This window comes from Chthoniobacter flavus Ellin428 (genome assembly GCF_000173075.1).
In the GTDB taxonomy this organism is placed as follows: Bacteria; Verrucomicrobiota; Verrucomicrobiia; order Chthoniobacterales; family Chthoniobacteraceae; genus Chthoniobacter; species Chthoniobacter flavus.
This window is the reverse complement of sequence record NZ_ABVL01000003.1, coordinates 534,500-557,994: the sequence shown is the minus strand read 5'-3', so window position 1 is coordinate 557,994 and position 23,495 is coordinate 534,500. Positions and strand designations below refer to the sequence as shown.

General features: G+C 61.5%; 23 protein-coding genes and 1 pseudogene. 8 read left to right on the top strand and 16 right to left on the bottom strand.

Annotation, left to right across the window (positions count from 1 at the left end; all coding sequences use genetic code 11):
• Together CFE428DRAFT_RS07870 and CFE428DRAFT_RS07865 are read right to left on the bottom strand one after the other, a co-directional pair.
• Positions 1–460: pseudogene (locus CFE428DRAFT_RS07870) on the bottom strand (hypothetical protein); the annotation flags it as partial.
• A gap of 291 nt (positions 461–751) precedes the next feature.
• Positions 752–1,090 carry a cupin domain-containing protein gene (locus CFE428DRAFT_RS07865; RefSeq protein ID WP_006978969.1) on the bottom strand — a complete coding sequence of 113 codons (339 nt, stop codon included), beginning with the start codon at positions 1,088–1,090 and terminating at the stop codon, positions 752–754.
• A 233-nt stretch (positions 1,091–1,323) separates the two neighbouring features.
• Here CFE428DRAFT_RS07865 and CFE428DRAFT_RS07860 point away from each other — a divergent pair, with 233 nt between their 5' ends.
• A complete protein-coding gene (locus tag CFE428DRAFT_RS07860) occupies positions 1,324–2,073 on the top strand; it encodes an SDR family NAD(P)-dependent oxidoreductase (RefSeq protein WP_006978968.1) in 750 nt (249 codons plus the stop codon).
• A 118-nt stretch (positions 2,074–2,191) separates the two neighbouring features.
• On the opposite strand, the gene CFE428DRAFT_RS07855 is transcribed toward CFE428DRAFT_RS07860, so the two are convergent.
• The 7 genes from CFE428DRAFT_RS07855 to CFE428DRAFT_RS07830 all read right to left on the bottom strand — a co-directional run bounded on the left by CFE428DRAFT_RS07855 (position 2,192) and on the right by CFE428DRAFT_RS07830 (position 9,615).
• Positions 2,192–2,431, bottom strand: coding sequence for a hypothetical protein (locus tag CFE428DRAFT_RS07855; RefSeq protein WP_006978966.1), 240 nt, complete (start codon positions 2,429–2,431; stop codon positions 2,192–2,194).
• Positions 2,409–2,594 carry a hypothetical protein gene (locus CFE428DRAFT_RS37125; protein ID WP_006978965.1) on the bottom strand — a complete coding sequence of 62 codons (186 nt, stop codon included), beginning with the start codon at positions 2,592–2,594 and terminating at the stop codon, positions 2,409–2,411. Before CFE428DRAFT_RS37125 ends, CFE428DRAFT_RS07855 begins: the two co-directional genes overlap by 23 nt.
• Before the next feature lie 562 nt (positions 2,595–3,156).
• Positions 3,157–4,437, bottom strand: coding sequence for a Gfo/Idh/MocA family protein (locus tag CFE428DRAFT_RS07850; protein ID WP_006978964.1), 1,281 nt, complete (start codon positions 4,435–4,437; stop codon positions 3,157–3,159).
• A 959-nt stretch (positions 4,438–5,396) separates the two neighbouring features.
• Positions 5,397–5,621: a hypothetical protein gene (locus tag CFE428DRAFT_RS07845; protein ID WP_006978962.1), complete on the bottom strand. Its 225-nt coding sequence runs from the start codon at positions 5,619–5,621 to the stop codon at positions 5,397–5,399.
• A gap of 72 nt (positions 5,622–5,693) precedes the next feature.
• Positions 5,694–6,446, bottom strand: coding sequence for a DUF1028 domain-containing protein (locus CFE428DRAFT_RS07840; RefSeq protein ID WP_006978961.1), 753 nt, complete (start codon positions 6,444–6,446; stop codon positions 5,694–5,696).
• Positions 6,447–6,510: 64 nt separating this feature from the next.
• Positions 6,511–6,726, bottom strand: coding sequence for a hypothetical protein (locus tag CFE428DRAFT_RS37120; RefSeq protein WP_006978960.1), 216 nt, complete (start codon positions 6,724–6,726; stop codon positions 6,511–6,513).
• Between the two features lie 264 nt (positions 6,727–6,990).
• The gene (locus tag CFE428DRAFT_RS07830; RefSeq protein ID WP_006978959.1) at positions 6,991–9,615 is read right to left on the bottom strand and encodes a bifunctional YncE family protein/alkaline phosphatase family protein; all 2,625 of its coding nucleotides are present in this window, start codon (positions 9,613–9,615) and stop codon (positions 6,991–6,993) included.
• A gap of 156 nt (positions 9,616–9,771) precedes the next feature.
• On the opposite strand from CFE428DRAFT_RS07830, the gene CFE428DRAFT_RS07825 reads away from it, so the two are divergent.
• The 3 genes from CFE428DRAFT_RS07825 (at position 9,772) to CFE428DRAFT_RS07815 (ending at position 12,523) form a co-directional block, all read left to right on the top strand.
• The gene (locus CFE428DRAFT_RS07825) at positions 9,772–10,218 is read left to right on the top strand and encodes an arsenate reductase ArsC (protein ID WP_042724640.1); all 447 of its coding nucleotides are present in this window, start codon (positions 9,772–9,774) and stop codon (positions 10,216–10,218) included.
• A 103-nt stretch (positions 10,219–10,321) separates the two neighbouring features.
• The gene (locus CFE428DRAFT_RS07820; protein WP_006978957.1) at positions 10,322–10,792 is read left to right on the top strand and encodes a hypothetical protein; all 471 of its coding nucleotides are present in this window, start codon (positions 10,322–10,324) and stop codon (positions 10,790–10,792) included.
• 81 nt (positions 10,793–10,873) lie between these two features.
• Complete coding sequence (locus CFE428DRAFT_RS07815; RefSeq protein ID WP_006978956.1) at positions 10,874–12,523, top strand: sigma-70 family RNA polymerase sigma factor; 1,650 nt, start codon at positions 10,874–10,876, stop codon at positions 12,521–12,523.
• Between the two features lie 59 nt (positions 12,524–12,582).
• On the opposite strand, the gene CFE428DRAFT_RS07810 is transcribed toward CFE428DRAFT_RS07815, so the two are convergent.
• Positions 12,583–12,969 (bottom strand): DUF488 domain-containing protein, encoded by a 387-nt coding sequence (locus tag CFE428DRAFT_RS07810; RefSeq protein WP_006978955.1) that lies wholly within the window; start codon positions 12,967–12,969, stop codon positions 12,583–12,585.
• Positions 12,970–13,076: 107 nt separating this feature from the next.
• On the opposite strand from CFE428DRAFT_RS07810, the gene CFE428DRAFT_RS07805 reads away from it, so the two are divergent.
• The 4 genes from CFE428DRAFT_RS07805 to CFE428DRAFT_RS07790 all read left to right on the top strand — a co-directional run bounded on the left by CFE428DRAFT_RS07805 (position 13,077) and on the right by CFE428DRAFT_RS07790 (position 16,607).
• Positions 13,077–13,574 (top strand): hypothetical protein, encoded by a 498-nt coding sequence (locus tag CFE428DRAFT_RS07805; protein WP_042724563.1) that lies wholly within the window; start codon positions 13,077–13,079, stop codon positions 13,572–13,574.
• A gap of 101 nt (positions 13,575–13,675) precedes the next feature.
• Positions 13,676–14,557, top strand: a complete 882-nt coding sequence (locus CFE428DRAFT_RS07800; RefSeq protein WP_006978953.1) for a hypothetical protein — start codon at positions 13,676–13,678, stop codon at positions 14,555–14,557.
• Positions 14,558–15,027: 470 nt separating this feature from the next.
• Positions 15,028–15,927 (top strand): AraC family transcriptional regulator, encoded by a 900-nt coding sequence (locus tag CFE428DRAFT_RS07795; RefSeq protein ID WP_006978952.1) that lies wholly within the window; start codon positions 15,028–15,030, stop codon positions 15,925–15,927.
• Positions 15,928–15,977: 50 nt separating this feature from the next.
• Complete coding sequence (locus CFE428DRAFT_RS07790) at positions 15,978–16,607, top strand: DUF417 family protein (RefSeq protein ID WP_006978951.1); 630 nt, start codon at positions 15,978–15,980, stop codon at positions 16,605–16,607.
• A gap of 160 nt (positions 16,608–16,767) precedes the next feature.
• On the opposite strand, the gene CFE428DRAFT_RS07785 is transcribed toward CFE428DRAFT_RS07790, so the two are convergent.
• The 6 genes from CFE428DRAFT_RS07785 to CFE428DRAFT_RS07765 form a co-directional block, all read right to left on the bottom strand.
• On the bottom strand, positions 16,768–17,280 hold the full coding sequence (locus CFE428DRAFT_RS07785) for an REP-associated tyrosine transposase (protein ID WP_006978950.1): 513 nt from the start codon (positions 17,278–17,280) through the stop codon (positions 16,768–16,770).
• Positions 17,281–17,693: 413 nt separating this feature from the next.
• Positions 17,694–18,470 (bottom strand): aminotransferase class IV, encoded by a 777-nt coding sequence (locus CFE428DRAFT_RS07780; protein ID WP_157447453.1) that lies wholly within the window; start codon positions 18,468–18,470, stop codon positions 17,694–17,696.
• 328 nt (positions 18,471–18,798) lie between these two features.
• Positions 18,799–19,599: a sigma-54-dependent Fis family transcriptional regulator gene (locus CFE428DRAFT_RS40345; protein WP_049975574.1), complete on the bottom strand. Its 801-nt coding sequence runs from the start codon at positions 19,597–19,599 to the stop codon at positions 18,799–18,801.
• On the bottom strand, positions 19,514–20,248 hold the full coding sequence (locus CFE428DRAFT_RS38810; RefSeq protein WP_006978947.1) for a sigma-54-dependent transcriptional regulator: 735 nt from the start codon (positions 20,246–20,248) through the stop codon (positions 19,514–19,516). Before CFE428DRAFT_RS38810 ends, CFE428DRAFT_RS40345 begins: the two co-directional genes overlap by 86 nt.
• An 8-nt stretch (positions 20,249–20,256) precedes the next feature.
• Positions 20,257–20,967: an isoprenyl transferase gene (locus CFE428DRAFT_RS07770; RefSeq protein ID WP_006978946.1), complete on the bottom strand. Its 711-nt coding sequence runs from the start codon at positions 20,965–20,967 to the stop codon at positions 20,257–20,259.
• A gap of 176 nt (positions 20,968–21,143) precedes the next feature.
• A complete protein-coding gene (locus CFE428DRAFT_RS07765; RefSeq protein WP_006978945.1) occupies positions 21,144–23,144 on the bottom strand; it encodes a hypothetical protein in 2,001 nt (666 codons plus the stop codon).
• Positions 23,145–23,495: the final 351 nt, after the last annotated feature.

Genomic DNA, 23,495 nt, shown 5'->3' with positions numbered 1-23,495 from the left:
AGCTTTCCAGCACCACGGCTTGCCGCCCCAAGGCCAGCAGACGATGGTGGATGGCAAAGCTGTTGGAGCCGGCTTCCAAAAGGAAGAGATCCTCCGGCGTAAACTCCGCTTCCACCCAAGCCAGCAATTGCTCCAGGCTGAGGCGATCGCGGGCCCCTACCTTGCGGGCGTCATGCGGTGTCTGCCCCACAAAGACCGCCGCCGTGTAGGTATCCGGGTGGCAGTCCAGGCCGATGATCCGCCCCTGCTTGGGCGGCTTCGGTGCCGTATAAAGTTCGACCTCCGGAGGTGGCGTCGGCTCCGGCGGCTTTGGTTTCTTCGTTGTCGAGGGTGTGTTCTTTTTCAGTGGTCGCTCTCCAGTTTCTTGGTTAAGAGTCAGGGCAACCGGCGCTGGCAGCCAATCTGGATTGGTCCACGGACGGAAGTTGGCATTCAGGCATTCGGGGTCTTGTCGCCCCACGAGGGTGCCTTCCGCCTCGGTTCAATCACGGATAGGAGCAGTTAGCTCAGCGCAATCATCGAACCTTGGGACCTTCGGCCACCAGTGCGTGTTGCAAGCACTCACGGGTTCCGCCAGGGACGTTGCACCAAACCTTTCGGTCTGCACAGCGCCGGTTGCTGAATGACTTCATGCCATCACGGATTTCACGGATTGCACGGATTACAGAAATCCGTGTCGACCCGTCTCATCCGTGCAATCCGCGTAATCCGAGGTCAAAAACTCCCTTTGTCCGACTTTCGGTACACGCTCTCAGAAAGTGACCTTCGGCTGCCGGAAATGCACCGCCAGCCAGAGCGCATCCGCGGACACAGATTCCACCCGATGACGCCGGTGGGCGGGAATCAGCAAATAGTCACCGGCTTTCAGGTTCACGGCTCCTTCTCCGTCGAAAGCCAAAGTCGCGGAACCCTGCACCAGCATCACCCATTCGGGGTCGGGCTGATCGTACCAAAATCCCGCCGGACTCGGGTGGCCATACGAAACGATCTGCTCGATCCGCAGGGCGTCGTTGACGAGGAGTGAATGGATGTGTTCGCGATCGGTCGTGTCGCTCGCGATTCGCAGGAGGTTTCCGACGGGAATTTCCATATCGCCCGTGCATATCTTCAAGCGGCGCGCAGATCAATGCGGTCTACCGGGCCTGGCGGTGGCCTGGTCGCACCGGCGAAGAGGACTGTTAAAAGAATAACCACCCAGCGAGGCAGGGAGCAGGAACTTAAGAAAGTGGTCTGGGATGACATGACATCGTGTAATGGCTTTCTGTATTGAACGTAAAAGCAGTGGCCGATATTTCATTAATTTCGCCACCGCCGCCACCCCCTATGTCTTCCTACGCTGATTTCCGCCATCGCAACATCGTAGTTACCGGCGGCGCCAATGGCATCGGCGGAGCCATCGTCCGCGCCTTTCACGCCCAGGAAGCCACCGTGCATTTTTGTGACACCGACGACGACGCCGGTAAATCGCTCGCCCGCGAACTCGGCGAACGCGCTTTCTTCACCCAGGTCGATCTCACCCGCGAGGCGCAGATCGTCCGCTGGGTGAAGAGCATCACCAAGGGCGGCGGGCTCATCCAGGCGCTGGTCAACAACGCCGCCCGCGATCCGCGCATGGCCCTGGAAAGCATGTCGGTCCGCGATTGGGATGATCTCTTTGCCACCAATCTGCGCGCTTATTTTCTCATGGCGCGCGAAGTCGCTCCGAAACTTCCCGACGCTACTGGCGCCATCGTCAATCTCGCCTCCCTCACCTTTCACACCGCCCCATCGCCGATGACCGCCTATGTCGCGACCAAGGGCGGCGTGCTCGGCTTCACGCGGGCGTTGGCCCGCGAGCTTGGCCCGCGCGGCATTCGCGTGAATACCGTGTCGCCCGGCTGGATCATGACGGAGCGGCAGCTGAAGCAATTCGTCACGCCCGCGGTGAAGCGCCTCATCCGGAAGTCGCAATGTGTGCCGGAACTCCTGCAATCGGAGGACATCGCCGAGGTCGTGCTCTTCCTCGCCAGTGGCGCCAGTCGCGCCATCACCGGCCAGGAAATTCTCGCCGACCGCGGCTGGGCGCATTCCTGATCTCGCCGACTCATCTCATGGAGATCACCTTGCACCGGCCCGAAGAGCACGTCGAAAACGAGGCCCGCGACCAGCAGGTCGTGGGGTACGATTCGCTGACCGTCACATTCGTCCAACGCTAGCTCGACCTGAAACGCCGCGCCTCGCGCGCTTCGCGTTCTTTGCGACGTCGGTCCAGCCAGCAGGATCGGTGGCGCAGCATCCAGTCGATGAGCGCCTTTTCAAAACCAATGTCGTAGCCAGCTTTCTCGCTCTCGATCCACTTGTGTCGGAGGATCTCGTCCTTCTCGATGAGAAACTCCTGGTAAAATATGGATCCCTCGAGTGGGTCCTGGTCACCCGTGTCCGTTGTGCTCATGGGAATGGTCCTTGGAGAGATTCTGCCGCAGCGTCACTGCGAACCGGCGCAGCCAATGCCGATCGGTCGTACTAATGACGGACTTGTCATCGACGAAGAGCGTCCATCTCCCGCCCAGCGGCTGGAGTTGAATACGGCCTTTTGCAGCATCTCCCAGTTTCATTCTACAGGAGGATTCGCCTGCCCCGATAAGGTCTGGCCGTATGAATTCAGGTTTTACCCCTACGTTGCTGTCAGTTGGAACGCGATACGACAGTTGATTCGTACTGTGGCTAACAAGCGGCGATTCGTTGACATTCCAAAGTCCACGGAATGCCCCTCCATACCGCCGGCTTTGTCTCTCGGCACGATGCATTAGGGGTCACTTATGATCGCGCCCTTTCGCCTTCCGCTCTTCCGATCGCTGCTTTTCGCGGTCGCGCTCATCTATAGCGTGCGTTAGCGAGGCGAGATCGTCGGAGAACTCCGGGGAGCGCGCCCGTTAACTCGGCAGCGCCGCGCCGCCCTTGCGGGCTGCCTTTCGGCAGGTGACGGCGCTCCGCTCAGTTCAGCTGCTGGCGAAGGATCCCCGCATCCGCGGACTTTTAAAACTGCCGTTCTCTTTTGCATTATCGCCGGAAAGTTCATTTCGGCAGGAAGCCGAGAGAGAGCGAGTCCCGGCCGGTGACATGAAAGTCCGAGAACCGGCTCTCAACTCTCAACTCTCAACTATCAACTCTTAACTTTCAGACCAACGGCGTGTGCCCGGCCACCGCGGGCGGCGGCACTTCGAGCTTCATGTCCCACGCCAGATTCTTCGGCATGGTCTCGAGCTTCGAGTCCAACGCCTGTTGCCACGTCACTTCCTTGCCCGTGTAGGCAGACATGCGCCCCATGATGCCCATGAGCGTGCTCTGCGCCATGCGATCGCCATCGTTCGGGATCTTGCCCGCGCGGATGTCGGCGAAGAGCTCGTCGTGCTCTATCTGGTGCGAAGCCACCGTCGGCCCTTGATAACGCCACGGGTTCTCGCCCGTGATGTGCGCCTTGTAGCCGTTGAAAAAGCAGCGCCCCTTCGTGCCGATGATGACGTCGCTATGATCGTTGTAGCAGCCGTCCTGGTAACGCGTCTTCAGCACGGCGATCGTGCCGTTTTCCCATTCGTAGGTGATGTCGAACTGATCCCACACATTACCCAGCGTCTGCTGCTGCCGCGCCCCGCTGGCCACGCAACGCACCGGCGGCACATCGCGCATCGCCCAGGCGATTTTGTCCACGCTGTGCACGGAGACTTCCATGATCCAGTCACCGGAGAGCCACACGAAATGGTGCCAGTTGCGGAGCTGCCATTCGAGGTCCCCTTCCCCCGGCTTGCGTTCGCCGCTGAAGCGCGTGAGCCGATTCGCCATGCGCGTCGAGTAGATGGCCACGATATCGCCGATCTGCCCATCGTGAATGCGCTGCATCGCCTCGCGATACGCCGGCTCGAAGCGCATGTTGAAGCCCGCGCGCAGGGCGAGCTTCTTCTCCTTGGCCAGCTTCACCGACTCGCGCACCGAACGCACGCCGGTCGGGTCGATGCCCATCGGCTTCTCGCAAAAGATGTGTTTGCCGGCCTTCACCGCCGCATCGAGCAACATCGGCCGAAAACCGCCCGGCGTGGACAGCACCACCAGATCCACACCGCTCGCCAGGACCTTCTGGTAGGCATCGAGCCCGACGAATTTGCGCTCCTCGGCCACATTCACCCGGCCCGGCTTGTCTTTGAACTGCGCACCGATCACGCCAATGCTCTTCTCGATCTGCTCGGGAAAGACATCGCCCATCGCAAAGAGCTCCGTATTGCTATCGGCCGTGAGCGCTTGCGCCACCGCCCCCGACCCACGCGCGCCACAGCCGATGATCCCGATCCGCAACCGGTCGCTGGTGATATTCGTCGCCGCCCGCGAGGCCAGCGGCAGCGCTGCTGTGGCGGCAAGAGCGAGAGAAGTCTGCTGGAGGAATTGGCGGCGGGAGGGAGATTGCATACCCGTCTATACCCTCGCCCGCGCTCCCTCTTTGCCTGTTTCTGTTAATTCAAACGCACTTTACCACACATCCGCTGATATCCTACACATTCCCACCCGCCCATTTTCGGCAATTTCTGCAAATTCGGCATACCCCCCCAACCGGTCGGTCCCAGCGGCCCCGTAGAATAAATAAACCGCCTCCTCGCGGTCATTAGCAGCGAAGTGAAGGGAGTATGACGACCGAAACGCAGTCGAAAGCCGATCGCGCTCTGCGGGAGAGACGCCTATGGGACCGCGGCGCAAACCCGTTTACGAATTCGAATCGGCGGGCCATGGACGCTTGCGTTTTGGAGTGCGGCGCTGCTGCCTAACCATTACCCACATCTTTTTTAAGATCCCGCGGAGAGAAGAAGTGCCTGCGAATCACGCAAATCACGCGAATAAAATCCTCCCCATTCGCGTTATCTGCGTGATTCGCGGGCCCCATCCGCAGTCTTTTTGAGATGTGGGTAATGGTTAGGCAGCAGCGCCGCACTAAAAACGTAAGCGTGACGCGTCGCTCAGCTCAATTCGTAAACACGACCTGCCTACCGAAGGCGTTGCCTCCTCCCGCGCCGCAAGGAAAGGCATGAATACACAATAGTCCCCATGAACACACAGGAGTACCCATGGACATCCATGGACACAAATTCCTAAAAAGGGAGAGATTACCCAAGCTAGTAGAGCTGACGCGCAAGGATACCGTTCTGGGAGCTACCGTGCTCTACCATGGCCTGTTTCCGTGCTCTTTGTCCCTCTTTGTGGCCATTCATTCCCCGATCTCGGCTTGAAAGAGGCGGGGCCATGCTGGCCGCGGGGGGAGTCCTGCCGAAATTGCAGAATTTGCAGAGAGCGGCGGGTGGGGGGGTATGCCGAATTTGCAGAAATTGCAGAAATTGCCGACTTCCCCGGGGATCAACCGAAGGTGTATCCCTCGGCTAAGGCCGCTTCAACGGCTTGCCTACCCGGGCGATCCGCTGCGGACGGTTCTCCGTGTCGTCCGGCTTATCCTCCAGCGACAACGCCCGCTGCGCCCGCACGCGCGACGCCTCCACCTTTTTCCTCCCGCTCATTTCCTCCAACTCCTTCCGTTCGGCGCGCTGCGCTCCCACGGTATCCTGTTCCTTCAATAGCTTGTCAGTTTGTCGAGTGCGTCGGGACATGGGTGTGCGTGTGCCGCAATTTACACCGCATTTGCGGCGTTTTGACAATCTCGTCCGCACCAGATCGCCGCTCTAACGATTCGGCGCCCCGGTCGGCAACTTGTCCCGCACCGGCCCGTAAAACTCCGCGTGCAACGCTCGAAGCCGGGCGAGTTCCTCAATCGGCTGGGGATTATCTTCCACGCGCAGGTCCATGTAGCGATCATTGTCGCCACCGGGGCCGCCGCCGGCATGCACGACCAGCAATGCCGCGCTCTGCTGTCCGCGGCGATCGCCCCCAGCCTTCTGCCCTGCCTGCAGCGCCGCGAGGAGCCAATCGGCCAGCTCGCTGCCCGCCTTTTTCTGCGCTTCCTCAAAAGCTTCCGCCATGGCCGTGAGCACGCCCTCACCCGCGAGGAGGTTGCCCTGGACGGTGTAATTCTTCCCTTCGCGATTTCCGGCGTACCTCATGCAATCCGCCCCCGTATGCGCCGCGGTACGGCCTTTGGCATCGACCATTCCCACCTGGCGCTCCGCTGCATCCGGATCGGCCGCGAGCAACGCGTCCAAGGCTTCCCGGGGCGATTTGCCGTCCTCCATCAACTTCAATCCCTCTGGTCCAAAACTCACTTTGGCGCGGGCCTGCGTAGCCACCGCGCCCACTCCTGCCTTGGCCCACGGCACGACACTGCCCACGCCGAAATACTTGCTCTCCACCGCGACCCCGAGTTCCCCGGTCGCCGGATCGAAAGCCACGATGGAAAAAGTGTGCACTTCCGGATCGGCCGCGTGCAGCGTCAGACCTCCAGCGAGAAACAGCAGCAGCAGAAAAACGCGACCAAGCATCCCGTCATCGTAGCGACGACGCGACCGGCACGCACGCGCGGAATCGGCTTCTACCTAATTCCACCTAATGGCGAAGCCCATACACCACCCGGGGCGCACCGGAAAAGTGTGGCTCGAAATACTGCCAGCACGTCGGGACTACCTCGTGGCCGTGGCTCCACCAAAACCGTCCCGTCCATCGACCAGTCTCCCGATGGTCGTCCTCAAAATAGAGCTGCACGGTTTCGTAAAGCTCGGGCTTCTCCTCGACGCAGGAATGAAGATGGTTCAGTTCAGACATGGCGAAAGAAGGGTTCAATTTTGAAGCCAATTCGCAACCTCCCGCCCCGGTGCGCGTATCTTTTCGTGCAAAGCCGGCCGCGCTGGGAAAGCAACGTTCCAGCACAGCGCTGCAACGAATCTAACAGTCCGTTAAATCGCTTAGAGACTGTGAAAAAAGGGCCCGCGAATAACACGAATGACCCAAATGGGCGTACTTTTCATTCGCGTCATCGGTGTGATTCGCGGGCCAAATAATCTCGCTGCCGCTTTATTTCACAATCTCTTAGTCCTCATCACCCTTCACATTCAGATTGTACCACTTCCTGGGAAAGGCTTCGCCGGGCCGTTGGACCTCCCATACTGCATGGGCCACGACGTTCGGATTCGCGCGATCCACATCCGACCAATCGAGCCGCGCACAGGCCAGCGCCCAACGCTTCCGCTCACCGCGCAACGCCGATGCCGGCGGGTTCATCTCATCCAGCGGCACCCGGTTGGCGATGAGCGTGTAGGGCGACTCATCCGCGCGGTCGCCAAAGCACGCCGTCATCGGCGTCGCCGTCCGGTCGAAGCGATTCATCGCCGGGAATCCCAGCACCAGCTCCATCGTCCGCAGGAGCGAGGTGTGATTGTAGACCTCGCTCACCACCGCCCCGCGCCGGGTGTACGGCGACACGCAAAAAGCCATCGTGCGATGTCCGTCAACGTGATCCATCCCGAGCTGTGAATCATCCTCGATCACCAGGACCAGCGTCTCCTTCCAAAAGCGCGAATGGGTCAGCGCTTCGACGATCCGCCCCAACGCCAGATCGTTGTCCGCCACCGCCGCGCGCGGGGTGGGAAAGCCCGGCTTCGTGCCCGTCGTGTGATCGTTCGGCAGCAGCAGGATGCTCAAGTCGGGCATCTTCCCGGAAGCTTCGAAGGTCTTGAGCTCCGCCAGATATTGATCGGCCCGCCACTGGTCGGAAACATTCGTCGGAAAGCCGATGTAGTGCGGATGCAGATACGGCTTCAGCGCGGCGTTGTCGGTGTCCGAGGTAATCTCAAACTTCGCCCCGCCCGCGTGGTAATCCGCCCAGAGATCCTTCCACGGCGGCGTGCTCTTCTTTCCCGTCGTCTTGTCGAGAATGTGCGGCTTGTTGACGAACTCGCCATACACGCGCACGGACTTCCCGGCCTTGAGCGCCGCATTCCACAAAAATCCCTCGGGCGAATAGGCCAGCGGATCGCCGCCATCGTAAGGATAGCTGCGCGAATGCGCGGCGTAGTTCTGCTCCATGTAGCCATTGGCCACGCCGGACATCGTCCACTGGTGTCCGTCGGCGGAATTCGTGCCGCTGGTGTAAGTGTTATCGAGCAACACCCACTGGCGGGCCAGCGCATGCTGGTTCGGCGTGACCTCTTCGCCAAACATACAGAGCTTCGCCTCGCCATTACCCGCGGCCATGTCGCCCAGCGTGCTGTCGTAGGTGTGGTTTTCCTTGATGATGAAGACCACGTGCTTGAAAAGCGACGGCTCCCCCGCTCGCTCGGGAATCGGCATCGGTTTCCGATCCGGACGCGCCGGCAACTCTTCCTTGCCCCAGCCATTGTTCAACGCGACCTGTCGCGTGAGTTCCGCTTTCGGCGGCAACTTTGCGGTCTCGATGAATTGCATCGTGCCCATCGAACCCAGCACCTTGTACCCTTCGCCCGGCTTCGCATAGCGCGCGCCGAAGCCCTTGCTGCTCGCGAAGAAAAGCCGCCCATCGCGTTCCACCACGGAAATGGGATACCAGCCCGCGGGATAGTAACCGGAAATCTTTCCGCCCGGCAGATCGAGCGCGGCCACTGCATTCGCACCGCCGCAGGCGACGAAGAGCGTTTTGCCATCGTGCGACAGGGCCAGCGCATTGGGAATCTGTCCAAAGCCGGGATCCTGCTCCGGGTGCAAGGCAAAGCTGCCGGCCAGCTTCTGCTTTTCGGTGTCGAAGACGCCCACGGTATCGTCATCGGAATTGGCGATGTAGAGCGTCTTGCCATCCGTGGAAAACGCCAGGTCGGAAGGCTGGCGTCCGACTTCGACTTCCGCGCCCGTAAGCTTTTCGGTGTCGATGATCGTGAGGCTGCCGCGCAGGGCCGCGTCGGTGCGCGGGTCCACGCGCACCTCGGTCCCCGCCGACGGAGCGCTGGCTTCGCCGGCGCGCGGAGCGCGTCCCCCGCGATTCGCGCAATACAGCGTCCGGCCATCGGGCGAGAGCGCGATGCGGTACGGCGCGATCCCGGTCGGGATCAGCTCTCCGCCTTGCAGCGAATCGAGGTCGACCACGGATACCGCGTTGCTGATTCCCAGCGCGACGTAGAGCCGCTTTCCATCCGGCGACACCGCCAGACCGGTCACCTGCGGATCGTGCTTGCGCCGCGGCCCGGTGGTTTCCTTCGCCGAACTGGCGGGCGACAAATCCTGCAGGGAAAACAGCTTCACCTTCTTCGCCGGGTCGACCGCGGGAAAGGTCGTCGCCTTCCACGCCGCTCCCTCGCGCGCAATGCGGTAGACCGCGCCATCCTCCCCGCTGACATACAGCGCCGATCCATCCGGCCGCCACACGAGACCGAGCGGCCCCGGCTTGACCGCGACGCTCGTTTTCAAGGTGCCATCCGGTGTGTAGAAAAGCACTTTCGACGTCGTCAGAACGGCCAGCGTCGCGCCATCCGGCGAGAGCGCCATGTCCTTCGGCCGCACGCCCTCAGTGCGCTCGACCTTCCCAATCGGTGTGACGATTTGATTCGTCGTCACCAGCACGCCGCCCTCCGGTTGTTCGCCAACGAGCTTGCGCGGTGCCGCCGTTTTCGATGGCGCCGCGTCTTTCGCGAGGCCGCTGATTCCGCAGACGAGGGAAAAACAAAGGACTGGGGGGAGGAACTTCATGGTCGTGGGAGGGAGGGTCCCTTCCGTGACGCAAATCGTTGCGCTGGGGAAGCTTGAAAATCGATTTGCGACCGGCGTTATCGCTCCTCCGCGCTCATGCAAATGCTTTTCCAGTTGCCGAACCCCGTGCTCGTGGCCTTAATTTCCCCCCTCGCCATGAAAACGAAAATTCTTTTCGTCTGTATTCATAACAGCGCGCGGAGCCAGATGGCGGAGGCCTTCGTGAACCGCTACTGTGGTGAAAATTTTCAGGCGGACAGCGCCGGACTCGAGCCCGGCAAACTCAATCCCATCGTGATTGAAGCCATGGCTGAAGACGGCATCGACATTTCGCGCCACGCGACGAAATCGGTGCAGGACATTTTGCGCGCGGGCCAGACCTACGACTACGTCATCACTGTCTGCGACGAAGCCAGCGCCGAACGTTGCCCGATCTTCCCCGGCGGCGGCCAGCGTTTGCATTGGGGCTTTCCCGATCCATCGCAATTCGCCGGCATCCACGCCGAGCGTCTCGAGGAAACGCGCAACGTCCGCAACGCCATCGCCGCGAAAGTGGCCACCTGGTGCGAAGAACTCTCCGGCGTCTGCAACGCCGCGTATTAAAGCGGCAACGGCTTTCGGTTGATCGATGAGCGGCGTCCTTCCGGGCGCCGCTCATTCTTTTGTCCGTCACCTTTTCGCGAGAGCGGACCACTTGCGGGTACTTATGCACGAAATCACTCCCGCCCGCGTCCACCTCCCACACCGCTCTTCCCTTCGCCCCGCAATCCGGCCTCCCGGGTTCGCCTCCCGCACAGCGTCCTCTTCGTCGCCCTCGTCCTCATCCTCTTCCTCGGCTTGCTCACGCTGGAAAATCTCCGATTCCTATTTCCGGCACGACCACGCCATCGCCCGCAGCCTTTTCGTCCTGCCGCTGCCGGCCGCACTTTTCTGGGGTATTTGCACCCGCCACCGTTGGGCCTGGTGGACCACCCGCATCCTCGCACTCCTCGTCGCGATTCTCTACGCGCTGCCCTCCATCGGCATCTGGTTCCTCTATCCTCACCTGCCCCTCGGCCTCCGCCTCTGGATCACCGTCGTCGGCGCCATCCTCTGCGCCTTCGTCCTCTCCGTCCATCTCGCCCTCGGCCGGCCTGCGGCCCGAACCTATTTCTTCGCCCGAAAAACGGGTCACTGATTACTGCTCACTGATCACTAATTACCAAGCACTAAAATACCCCGTCACCTTTTCCCCTCCGCCGACCACTTCGAGAGTGCTATGATCCATCTCGACCCCATGCCCACCGCGGCCGCCACTGCTCCCCATGACGCCGATCTCGTCCAGCGCTGTCTCGTGGACGGAGCACCCGCCTTTGCCGAAATCGTCACGCGCTACCAGACGCTCATCTGCTCGCTGACCTACAACGCCACCGGCAGCCTGAGCCGCAGCGAAGATCTCGCCCAGGAAGTCTTCTTCGTCGCGTGGAAGGAATTGCGCCAGCTCCGCGAGCCGGAAAAATTGCGCCCGTGGCTGTGCGGCATCGCGCGACGACTCAGCGCCAACACCCGGCGGCGCGAAGGCCGCGAACCCGCTTGCGCCGCGGAGGAACTCCAGGACGAACATCACGTGCCCACGCCCGGCCCCGCCGACCAGGCCATTTCGCGTGAGGAAGAGGCGATCCTCTGGCGTTCGCTCGAGCGCATCCCGGAGACTTATCGCGAACCGCTCATCCTCTTCTACCGCGAAGAACAATCCGTGGAGCAGGTGGCCGCCGCGCTCGAACTCACCGAGGACGCCGCCAAACAGCGCCTCTCGCGCGGCCGCAAACTGCTGCAGGAGCAAGTCGCCCGCTTCGTGGAAGGTGCGCTGCGCATGAGCACACCCGGCCGCGCCTTCACCCTCGGCGTCATCGCCGCGCTGCCGCTCGTGAAAACCTCAGCCACCGCGGCCACGCTCGGCACCGCCGCCGTGAAGACCGGGGCCAGTGCCACGTCTGTCGGCTGGCTGTCTTTTCTCGCCCTGCTCATTGGACCGCTGGCCGGCTGTCTCGGGGCATGGTTTGGCGTGCGCGCCAGCCTCGATGCCGCCGAAACCGAAGAAGAACGCCGGCTCATTCGCCGCCAGGCGAGCGCCATGGTCTGGCTCGTCATTGCCTTCCTCGTCCTCATGGGCTTCGCCATGCCGTTCGAATACCGCATCTGGCACGAGCGCACCGGCCTCGCTGTCGCCCTCGGCTCGCTCTTGCCGCTGCTTTATGTGGTTGCGTTGACGGTGATGATCCTTCGCTTCCGCCGGGCCCATTTGCGCGTGCGCGCCGCGCAAGCCGCTCATCGCAGCCCCGAAGCCACCGCTCGTGCCGCTGAGGTGTGGCGCACTTTCGAATACATCAGCCCCTGGAAATTCCTCGGACTGCCGTTGCTGCACATCCGCACCGGACGTCCCTATGGCACGAAGCTGCGCCCCGCCATCGGGTGGATCGCCATTGGCGATGTGGCCATCGGTGTCCTCCTTTCCATCGGTGGATTCGCGGTCGGTGGCATTAGCATCGGCGGATTTTCCCTCGGTCTCATGGCCATGGGTGGCGTCTCCCTCGGCGCCGTCGCCTTTGCCGGCCTGGCCATCGGACTCTATGGCGCGACGGGCGGCCTGGCCATCGGCTATTTCGCCCACGGCGGAACCGCCCTCGGCTGGCACGCAGCGGAAGGTGGCATGGCCGCCGCGCGCGATTTCGCGGTGGGTCAATCCGCCTGGGCCGCACACGCCAACGACGCCGCCGCGCGCGAAGCCGACCGCTCCATCGCCTTCTTCTACTACGCCAACTGGCTCATGCGCCATCCCCTGCTCTTCAGCATCGCCTGGTGCCCGGTATGGCTCATGGTCTGGCAGGCCCACCGCGCCCGGCGCGTGCTGAAGCAGAAGTCAGTCTGAGCGCCGACCATCTGCTCCCGCGCCGCGGGACCATCTGCCTTCCTCCACCGCTCCGCCGCTCAAACCTTCGCGCTCTCGATCAAATCCCGCAGCAGAAACCGATGGCAATGCTCCGTATCCTCCGGGCAATGACAAAGCAAAGTCACATTCTGTTCCTTCGCCAGATGCTTGATCAGCCGCAGCGTAAACTTCTGCCCCGCATTACGAATCACCGGGTTCTCCTTCTCATGTTCTCCCTCGCCCAGCATCTCCTGGCGATAACTCCTCGACCAATCCCGCCAATCGATCTCATGCACCGTCTTGAGTAACCGCTCGCTCGGCCCGAGACACGCCATCCACACATCGTAGAGACTCGTCGGCACGCGATGTCCACGATAGCGCGCCACCAAAATGCGCAGGCCGTCTTCCTTCTTGATCGGGGTATGAATGGATTTGGTTTTGAGCATGGTGGTGTTCCTCATGACTACGCTGCGGAAGACGCCGCCGGTTCTTTGTTTCCACTCCCGTGAATTATGGGATGGAGCTCCTGAGCGGTAAATGAGAGCATTCCGCCATGTGGTGTCCCTGGCTCGCCGCAGTTGTCGTTTTACTCGCGATTTCTTCCACGGTCGGAGCGGCTTCGACGCTGATGGAACTAAAGCCCGGCGGGCCGACCCAAACTCCACTGGAATTTCGTATTCATCCCGAGCGCCTTCCGAACGGAGATATCCAGTTCACTTTCAAGATCCTCAATCACGGTGCGAAGTTCCCATCCATGGTCACAACCGTATTGGCCAACGTGGTGATCGAGCAGCACTCGGAGCAGCAAGTAAAGGACAACCCCGCGCTTCCTTTCCGCTCCGAGACCGCCTCACCGGTCCGCAAATTACCTGCCGAGCGAAGTGACAAAACGATGACGTGCACATTCACCGTCACGCCCAAGGAATTGGAAGATCCTCATTTTTCCTTCCTGCTCACGCTCTACGCAGAAACGATGTGGCATGGCAAACTCCAGCCCATGCCCTCTGCGGATATGTATTACGCCCCGCTGAAGAATTTCCTGAGGCATTGACCGGATCGCCGCGGGCTTTGTGACTTCGCGGTGAATCCGTGTGCTCCCCTTCGAGAGATGAGTCCGCCGGTATGCCACGTGCTTCTTTCCGGGCACTCTCTATGAAACGCGTCGCGCTCGTTATCCTCTCCCTCGGCTTGCTCGGACTCTCCTCCGCCATTGCGGCGGACCCGATCAGTTACCAGGAGATCTCGCTGCTTCTCCGCACCGGTGAAAACCAGCAAACGATCCTGAACGAAGCGGCGCGGCGCAAGTTGCTCGAGCCGCTCACCGCCGAGCAGGAACGCGCTCTGCGCGCCGCGGGTGCATCTCCGGCCTTGATCGATTTCCTGCGCGCCCCAGCCGCAGTCGCCTCGGCGGAAGCCGTCGCCGCCTATCGCGCCCATCACACCACTCCGCCGCCCTCCGTTTCGGAGCCCAATACTCCTGTCACGCTTTTTCCGTCCGAAACTGCCCAGGCGCTGCAACCGGCGAATCTTCCCAATCGCTTCACCCGAGGTCTCGAAGACGCAAAGAAAGCACCCGTGGGCGCCGTGCACATGAGCGATGCCTTCAACCTCGACAGCCTCGCGGCAGCCAAGGCCAAGGCCCAGCGCGAACACAAGCCGCTCGGATTCCTCATGGTCTGGAATCAATTCTTCGACAAGCGCGTCTCCGCCCGTCAGAGCGGCGGCGGCAATGCACTCCTGCATTTTTACGAAGCCTTCAAGGACTCGCTCGTCCTGGTCTTCGTGCATCACGAGAACGAATTGAACAAGGTCCCGCGGGCGGTCGCCGCGGGCTTTGGCGGCCCCGATGAAGGCGGCTGGGCGCCCAACATGGCCGTGGTCGATGCCACCGTCAGCGAGTTCATCGTGGAAATTCCCTGCGCCGGCCCGAACGGTCCAGGCACGGAACGCGACGCCGTTTTCAAAGCCGGCGCCGACAAGATCCAGGCGTGGCTGACCACCCATCCCAACGCCATCGCCGCCCCCGTTCGCTGAAATCCTCGCGCCAAGAGGGGCGTAGCGAAAGTCGGACGAGGGATTTTTGACACACGGATTACGGGTTGCACGGATGAGACTTAAACTGTAGCCGTACATCATCCGAGATACTGGGGCAGATTTAAACGCAGAGGGCGCCGAGAACGCAGAGGGCCGAGGAGGAGGAGGGGAATAGCGGTGGTCGGCAACGGGCGAGCCGCAGAGGGAGAAAAGGATGAGGGATGAAAAAGCGCGTTACCCGACAGCGAGTGTCGATCTCCAAAAACCGCGTGGCGCACTTCACTTCATCTTCATCCTTTTGTTTCCTCCTCTGCGGCCTCTGCGTTCTCGGCGTCCTCTGCGTCTAAATCAGTCGCGGCTACAGTTTTGTTTAAAATGCTCCAAGCGCACAACTGCTTCATGCCAGGCTCGTATCCGCTTGCGCGTAACGGATCACCGCGAGACAAAGGGATCGCTCTCCTGCGTCTCTTGTGAAGAATCCCGCCCCCGGCCCCGTCCCGCTGCAACTATTTGACCCGCGACGCGGAGACGTGGCGTTCAAGATCGCACCGATCCGCGCGCCAGATTACCAGCAACCGCAGCGGAACAATTTCTTCACCGTACTGTGGGTGCAAAAAGGCCGCGGCACTTTTCATGTCGATCTGCAGTCCTACGCCTTCGCTGCACCGACGCTGCTCTTCGTCACACCGTATCAGACCTTCTTTCTCGCGCCGGACTCCGCGATCGGCGGCACGAGTATCCAGTTTCACGCGAACTTCTTTTGCATCGAGACCTACCACGAAGAAGTCGGCTGCAACGGCGTCCTGTTCAACGATCTCTACGGCCGCCCAGTCATCGCCCTCGACGACCCGCGCTCCGCGGAATTCGCCAGTCTCATCGCGCAGATGGAAAAAGAATTGCAGACCGCCGGGCTGGCCCATTCCGAGATCCTGCTTTCGTATCTCAAGGTCTTCCTCATCAAGGCCACGCGTCACAAGATCGAGCAGCAGGAGTGCACCACAGCCGCGCCCAACACCCGGCCGCCCGCCGTGCTCGATCGCCTCACCGCGCTCATCGAGGAGCACTACCCCCACGCGCACAGCCCGGCTGACTACGCCGCGTGGCTGCATCTGTCGCCGAAAGCCCTCGGCAAAATCGTCAAAAGCCAGCTCGGCAAGACGCTCACCACGCTTATCCGTGAGCGCATTTTGAAACACGCCAAATGGCAACTCCTGCACACGCGCAAACCGGTGAAGGGAATCGCCGCCGAGGTCGGTTTCGACGATGAATTATATTTCAGCCGGCTCTTCAAACGCGGCACCGGCTTTTCGCCCTCGGCCTTTCGGGAATTCGAGACCGCCATCCGCAGTGGGCGCAATTTGTCCATGTAGCCGCGCCTTCCGTCCATTCCGCCTCGCGTTCGTGCGGCTAGGATGATGCCATGAACATCACCTCCCTTTTCGAACTCGCGGCGCGCGCCGACCGTCTCGGCGTCGCCCTCACCCGGCTCGGCCTCATCATCGTCCTCGTCTGGATCGGCAGCTTGAAGGTCTGCAAATACGAAGCCGACGGCATCGTCCCCTTCGTCGCCAACAGCCCTTTCATGGGCTTCTTCTACCACTATCCCGTGCCGGATTATAAGAAGCACATGAACCCCGAGGGCCAGCTCGTCCCAGCGAACCGCCAGTGGCACGAAGAGAATCACACCTACACCTTCTCCTCCGGCCTCGGCGCCGTCATCGTCTTCTACGGTCTCCTGCTCTGCCTGCACCCGTGGCGTCCCGAATTCGCCACCCTCGGCGGCTTCCTCGTCGCCGTCATGGCCGTAGTCACGCTCTCCTTTCTCATCACCACACCCGAGTCCTGGGTCGCCTCCCTCGGCGACACCACCCACGGCTTCCCGTATCTCAGCGGCCGCGGGCGACTGGTGGTGAAGGACACCATCATGTTGGGCGCCGGCGTGCTGGTGATGGCGGATTCGGCCAAGGCATATCTGCGCAAACGGCGTGGCGTGCGGGCGGAAATCCCCGTCGAGGAAACAAGCGAAACGCTCGCGTCAGCGATGCGGTGAACTTGGGCGAGCTATTCCTCTAACCCCTCTACACACCCGCTCTCGTGCCCCCTCGTGCCCAAACTCCATTTGGGCACGCAATTAGGAGCGAGATTCCATCTCGCACGGCGGGGGTGTCTGCGGGTAGGAGCGCTCGGCCCCTATCGCCAATCATCGCATTTCAAAACCGGCGCCGCCCCATCCAGCCACTCATGTGCAGATGAGTATTTCCAATGCTCCGGCGAAGCACCATCCCGCGTTTCACTGGGTTGTTATGCACATACTCCAGCTTCTGCAGCATCATGTCGTCGTTGATGATCGCTTGCGGATGAACGCCCTCCTGCCAGAGCTGGTGCTCACTGGTCGCCTTGTGTGCCGCGCAATGATAGTTGAGCTGATTCAGCAACCATTGGCGCTTTTCCTCGCGCAGTTGTTTGAGGAGCGCGCCAGCGGTGAACCGCTTCCAATCGCGAATCGTGTGGGCGAGCTTCGGCCCGGCGAGGATGGCATGAAAGTGATTATCGAGAATCACCCAAGCGTGTATCTGCAATTGCTTGTGAGTGCGGCAATACGCCAGTGATTGCACGAGCAGGTCGCAGCATGCCGCAGTGGTGAAAACGGGCAACCACTCGACCACGGTCGCGGTAATGAAATGAGCAGCATCTGGCTCGTTTATCCGATAGCGACTGCGCATGTACGGAAGGTTATAAGCACGCCCTGCTTGGGGCAAGCACACCCGAGCACGTTCGCGCTACCTCTCGACACCCCGTGCCCGAACCTCGTGCCCAAACTCCATTTGGGCACGCAATTAGGAGCGAGATTCCATCTCGCACGGCGGGGGCGTCTGCGGGCCGGATATCGTTCAATTCCGCCCGCAGACACCCCCTCCATGCGAAGCAAAGCTTCGCTCCTAAGCGCGTGCCCAAATGGAGTTTGGGCACGAGGGGCGTGAACGGCACGAAGGGTGTGGATGGATGCGTGAATGCCTACAGCGCCTCTTCGTTCTCACTCCTCCGCTGCGCCAGTTCCGCTGACAGCCGTGGCCCGATCATGCGATGCCCCAGCGGTCGGCCTTCCACGGTGGCCACGGGCATGACGCCGAGCCAGCTATTCGTGAGGAAGATCTCGTCGGCATTGACGATGTCTTCGCGACGGAGACGGCGTTCCTCGACTTTGCGGCGGGCGATGACCCATTAACAGGATGACACCCGCGCGGCAGCCACTGCTCCGCGGCGGGGTGCAGAGGCGATCGTCGCGGACGACGAAGATATTCGCGCAGCAGGCCGAGACGACTTCGGCGCGATCGTTGAAGAGGATCGTTTCGTCGAACTTCCGGAGACGAGCCTGGGCCAGCGCATCGCTGTTGAACCAATAGTTGGCGGTCTTCAATCCGCCAAAGAGCGGCTGGTAACTTTCGTCGTGCAGGCCGACTTCCCAGGCATCATCGGGACCGGGCGGCGTGCGGGGCTCGATGAAGACGAAGATGCGCGGGTGCTCGGCAAGCGTGGCAGGACCGCCATCACCCGCGGTGACATAGATGCGGGCAAAACCGGCAGTGAGGTCCTCGGGTGGCTTTGGTTTGCGAGCAGGCGACATCGGAGGGGCAAGCGGCCCTGAATCAGGGCGCTGACGGAGCAGCGCCCTCCACGTTTTGGGATCGCTCAGCACCGCCTGCGCAGCGGCGAGCCCAGATTCATCGACCGGAATATCGCGTTCCGCGCAGGCCTGAATGATGCGCGCGAGATGTTTGTCGAAAAACTCCGGCCCACCCGCGTTTACCCGCAAACTCTCGAAGACCGACATGCCGTAGCGAAAGCCACGGTCCGTGAGCGGCACGGTCTTGCAGGTTTTGTAGGCGGCGCCAGTCCAGATCCAGGATTTCATCTTCGCTTCCATGATAACTCTTCAGCAGGCCTCGGCTTTCTCGGAAGCCGCCTTCCGCGCTCTCTCGATCTCAGCGACCACTGGGTGCCGTTTAAAGAAGCTGCGCGGGCCAGCCGGAATGGCCCGGCTGCATACGCCAACCATTCTCTGCGGCCCTCTGCATTCTCCGCGTCCTCTGCGTTTAAATGGATGGGCCTTCGGTTACTGCTCCTCTTCTCTGCGTCTCTGCGCCTCTGCGTTTTAAAATCAAACACCCTCCGACTTCCGGGCTTCGATTCGCGTCCATTGGCGTCCATTCGCGGTAACCTCTGGTCGGCGGCCAGGCCGCCTACGAAATGGTCAACTCGCGCGTGATGCCGAAACGCTCGATGCGTTTGCGCAGGGTCGCGCGGGTGATACCGAGGAGCTTCGCCGCGCGGACCTGGTTGCCTTTGGTCGCTTTCATCGCGTAGAGCGTGAACTCGCGCTCGAGCCACGGGAGAAGCTGCACGTCCGGATCGGCTTGCGCGGCCTTGAGCAGGACCTCGATGGCATTCTCGGTGGTCAGCGCAGCGGACGGCGCGGCGCTTCCGGCCACCGCCTCCGGGACAGCCATGCCGGGCGGTTCGTTGCCGATCGGGATATCCTTGGGCGTGAGCAGGTCGGAAGCCGCCAGGACGCAAGCCCGCTGGATGGTATTCTCCAGTTCGCGCACGTTGCCGGGCCATGAATACCCTTCGAACAGGCGCATCGCCTCCTCGGAAATCCGCAGTCGCGGCAGAAGCTTTTTCGTGGCGACTTTCTGCAGGAAGTATTCGGCCAGCAGGCGAATATCCTCGGTGCGCTGACGCAATGGCGGCAACTGCACGCGGACGACGTTCAGCCGGTAGAAAAGATCCTCGCGGAAAGCGCGCTTGGCGACCTCCTGCTCGAGATTCTTGTTCGTCGCGGCCACGATGCGCACATCCGTCTTCAGCGTTTCATTGCCGCCGACGCGGGAGAATTCGCCATCCTGGAGCACGCGCAAAATCTTGCTCTGCAATTGCAGCGGCATATCGCCGATTTCATCGAGGAAAAGCGTGCCGCCACTGCTCTGCTCGAAGCGCCCCACGCGCGTGCCGGTGGCGCCGGTGAAGGCGCCCTTTCTCATGACCGAAGAGCTCGCTCTCGAGCAGTTGCTCGGGAATGGCCGCGCAATTGATGGCGACGAAGCTCTTCACGCTGCGGCCGCTGTAGTGGTGAATAGCGCGGGCCACCAATTCCTTGCCGGTGCCACTCTCGCCGGTGATCATGACCGGCGCATCGCTGTGCGCCACGCGGCCGACCATCTTGAAGACCTGCTGCATCGCCGCGGATTTGCCGACGATGTTGTCCTGGTGCTCCTCGACGGTCAGTTGCGGCTTGAACGTCGTCGCCGCCTTCATCTCCGCCTGCGCCTTCAGTGCGGCATCGACCACCACCTTGAGATTGAACGGCAGCGTCTCCTTGCGAATGAAATCGAACGCGCCCAGTTTCATCGACTCGATGACGCTCTGGGTAGTGCCGAAGCCGCTGGTCAGCACCACGATGGCATTCGGCTCCCGTTGCTTGACTTTGACCAGCAAATCCTGCCCGCTGAAAGGCGAGAGATGCGTTTCCGAAATCAGCAGGTCGGGCGCTTCCCGGCAGAAAATCTTGTATCCATCGTCGGCCGTAGTCGCCGTGATGACTCGCGTGGTCGGGGTGCCAAGTTGGTGCTGCACCCAGTCCAAAAAGTCCGTTTCAGGGTCAACTACGAGAATGGTTTGAGCTTTTTCCATCAGGGGATTCAGAGGCCGCCGAAACGGCGCTGCCGTTTATTGAACTCCCTGATGGCGTCGCGCAAGTCCTCCTTGCAGAAATCCGGCCACATTTTCTGCGTTACGTAGATCTCCGTGTAGCTCAATTGCCACAGCAGGAAGTTTGACAAACGCAGCTCACCGGAGGTGCGGATGAGCAGATCGGGATCGGGGAAATTGCCGGTGTAAAGATGCCGGCTGAAGGCCTTTTCATCGAGCGACTCGATATCCAGCGCGCCCGCCGCGGCCTCGCGGCAGAGATTGCGAACCGTGTCGATGATCTCCGTGCGCCCGCTGTAGTTCAGGGCGAGGACAAGCGTGGTCTTGGGATTGTTCGCCGTCAGCTCGATGGTCTTGCGCAGCGCGGTCTGGCAGCTTTCCGGAAGTTCGTGGATGCGGCCGATGGCCTGGAGCCGCACGCCGTTTTTCATCAACGTCGGCGTCTCCTGCTCGATGAAATGCTCGAGCAGCGTCCAGAGCGCATTCACCTCGGCCGCCGGTCGCTTCCAATTCTCCGTCGAGAAAGCGTAAACGGTCAAATACTCGACCCCGAGTTCGACACAGGCCTCGGTCACCGCTCGAACCGACTCCGCCCCTTGCTCGTGCCCCTTCATCCGGGGCAACCCGCGCTCCTTCGCCCAACGCCCGTTGCCATCCATGATGATGGCGACGTGCTTGGGAATCGGAAGCGGATTGCTCATTGGCGGCTGAACCACGGATGGCGCGGAAATCATGGAATCGCAAACATCTATCGGCATGCCCCGCTTGCCAATACCAATAGTCTGTTAAACGCAGTTTCCGCATGCCTTGACATCGAATGCTTCAGCACTCATTCCCTAGTGCGAAGCGCTTGAGGACGGGAGACGCATTTAAACCGCTATGTCGCAACGAAGACCGCTACTTCGAAAGGCTCGAGGCGGTGATGAAGCTCGATCTGGACCGTGTCCTTGTCGACGCGCTGGGGTTCGCGGGCTTTCGCCGGGATGAGATTTCCTTCCGCGGTGACGATGGAAAGATTTTTCAGCGAGAGATCGCGCGCCAGGATAAGCGGGAGTGTGTCGTAACTATCGGTGGCGAGATTCACGATGCCAATGACCAGACGGCCGTCGGCCGTGCGATTCCAGATCGGCCACAGGTAAGGCGCGCTGTGGTGCGTGCAGAGCGGCACCGGGCGGCGGGCGATCCACCCCAGGGTCTGCCGGAACTGCTCGGGGCGCATGAGATTTTCCATCAGGTGGCGATTGCCCTGGCCACTAAACGCCAGGATGCCGAAGCGCTCGCCGCGCGCATTTTCCGTCAGCAGGAGGCTTGAGCCCACGACCTCGCGCCGGTAATTGCGAATCTTCGAGCCCATGCGCGGATTGGTCCCCGTGACCACCAGTCGCCGCCAGTCTCCCGCCTGCACGAGGGGACGCAGCGGGAAAGCACGGCCCTGCAGGGAGGGTGAAATCTCCGGGTCGTCGAATTGCTCGTAGCCGAGTTCATCGAGAGGGATCGCCGGCCCGACTTTGGCTCCGATCCTCTCCGCCTGGCCGCGGAGTTCCAGGGCCGATGCGGCGGTTGCGTCGAGGAGCGCGCCGGGCGCCAGCAGCCGATCCAACTCTTGATCTTCGAGAGCCAGGACATCATCGCCCGTGATCACCTGCCATGGCGATTCGACGCCGTAAGCGATGGGGAGACCGAGCACTGGCAGGCGTCTGGTCATTTGATCGCTGGCAAACAACGCCCCGAGAGAATTCGTGCGACGCACGCGCAACTGATCGCGATGCTCAAAGACGTGTACGCCTTGCGCGCGGCTTCCTTCTGGGACCAGGCGGTGCAGTTGATCGAGAAAACGGCGCCCAGTTTCCAGGCGTTCCACCAACCGGGCCGAGTCGCCGAGTGGAGAGCCGAACATGTCAAAAATATTGAGAGCAAGATGATTGAATCCGTTCAGGACGGTCGTCGCCATCTCGGCAAAAGTGCAGCGCGCCGATTTTGCGTAGAGACTGTACTGATAGTTCTCGATCTCGGGCCAGTATTCGAATGTCTCCGGCAAGGTGGCACGCATCCGGGCAGGATTGAGAAACGCGGGGGCGGCGTCGCGGATGTAATCCTCGCTGTAGAAGGAAATCTGCGGGCGCAACAGCGGGCGATGCGGCCCGGCCAGCGCTTGGGCTACGGCCGCGACATCCACCCCTTGGGCGCCGCGCGGCCATGCTGCCGCCATCAATCCCACGCGCGTCTCCGGTGAGACCGTATCGACGGCAGCGCGGATTTGCGCGGCCAGATCCACGAACCCGCGAGTCGTCGCCGTATAGTAGTGGCGGCGCAACTCCGGAGCGGGCCAGGAGGTGCTCAGCAGCGACTGGACAACCTCTTCCCGCGTTACCGGCCGGCCCGCCAGGTCGCTGATCGCTCGCAGATGGAGAGGGCAGAAACAGGAGATTTCGCCCGACATGAAGGTGCGGAAATCGTCGTCGACAAAAAGCACGGGCGGCCGCAATCCCGCATAGATCTTGTAGGCGCCGGTCACCCAATCGCGGAGCTTCAGGTCGAGGGGGCAGGCGCCCTCCGTGCTCACCCTTCCGCCCGCGTAAACCCGGCGCTGAAATGGGAAATCCTTCTCCTGAGCCGTCGGGAAATAAACGTGCCCCAGCGTTTGCAGGACATTCACGCTCACCGTCACACCGGCATGGCGAAGCTCTTCGATGCGGGGCTGGATGGCATTCACGTAGCTGCCGATCTCATCCAGGGTTTGGAATGACGGCGCGTGATCGTAGAGGTGGTGAAGAGCAGGACTTCGCTGCAGCTCGTCCGCCGGCAATAGTCGATCACCTCTCGCCGTGCGGCGCTCCGCGACATCCAGTGGCAGATGGATGCGCAGGATGTGATGCAACCCAGGGGACGAAGAAGGATTCTGGATTCTCCACGCTGCCCGCCCGCCCGGGCGCAGCCGCGTGGCCGATCGGTGGCGCCGGCAGTGTCGCCGAAAAAGCCAGTGCGGCGCAGGCCTTCACGGCGCTGCGACGGGAAATACGGTGGGAGCTATCGATCATTCGTCTCGTGTATCAGCCTCCGTTCTGCTCCACAATCGACGGGGTTACATTTCTTCCGCACGTTCAAGAAGATTCGTCTCCGCTATCTCTTCGCACGTCGGGAAGAAAGAGCGCCGCGTCTTTTCGGGCTTACATAAAGGATAAGCGGTTTCACCGCAGACTGGACAGGCTGTGGGCCGGCCCGAGCATAC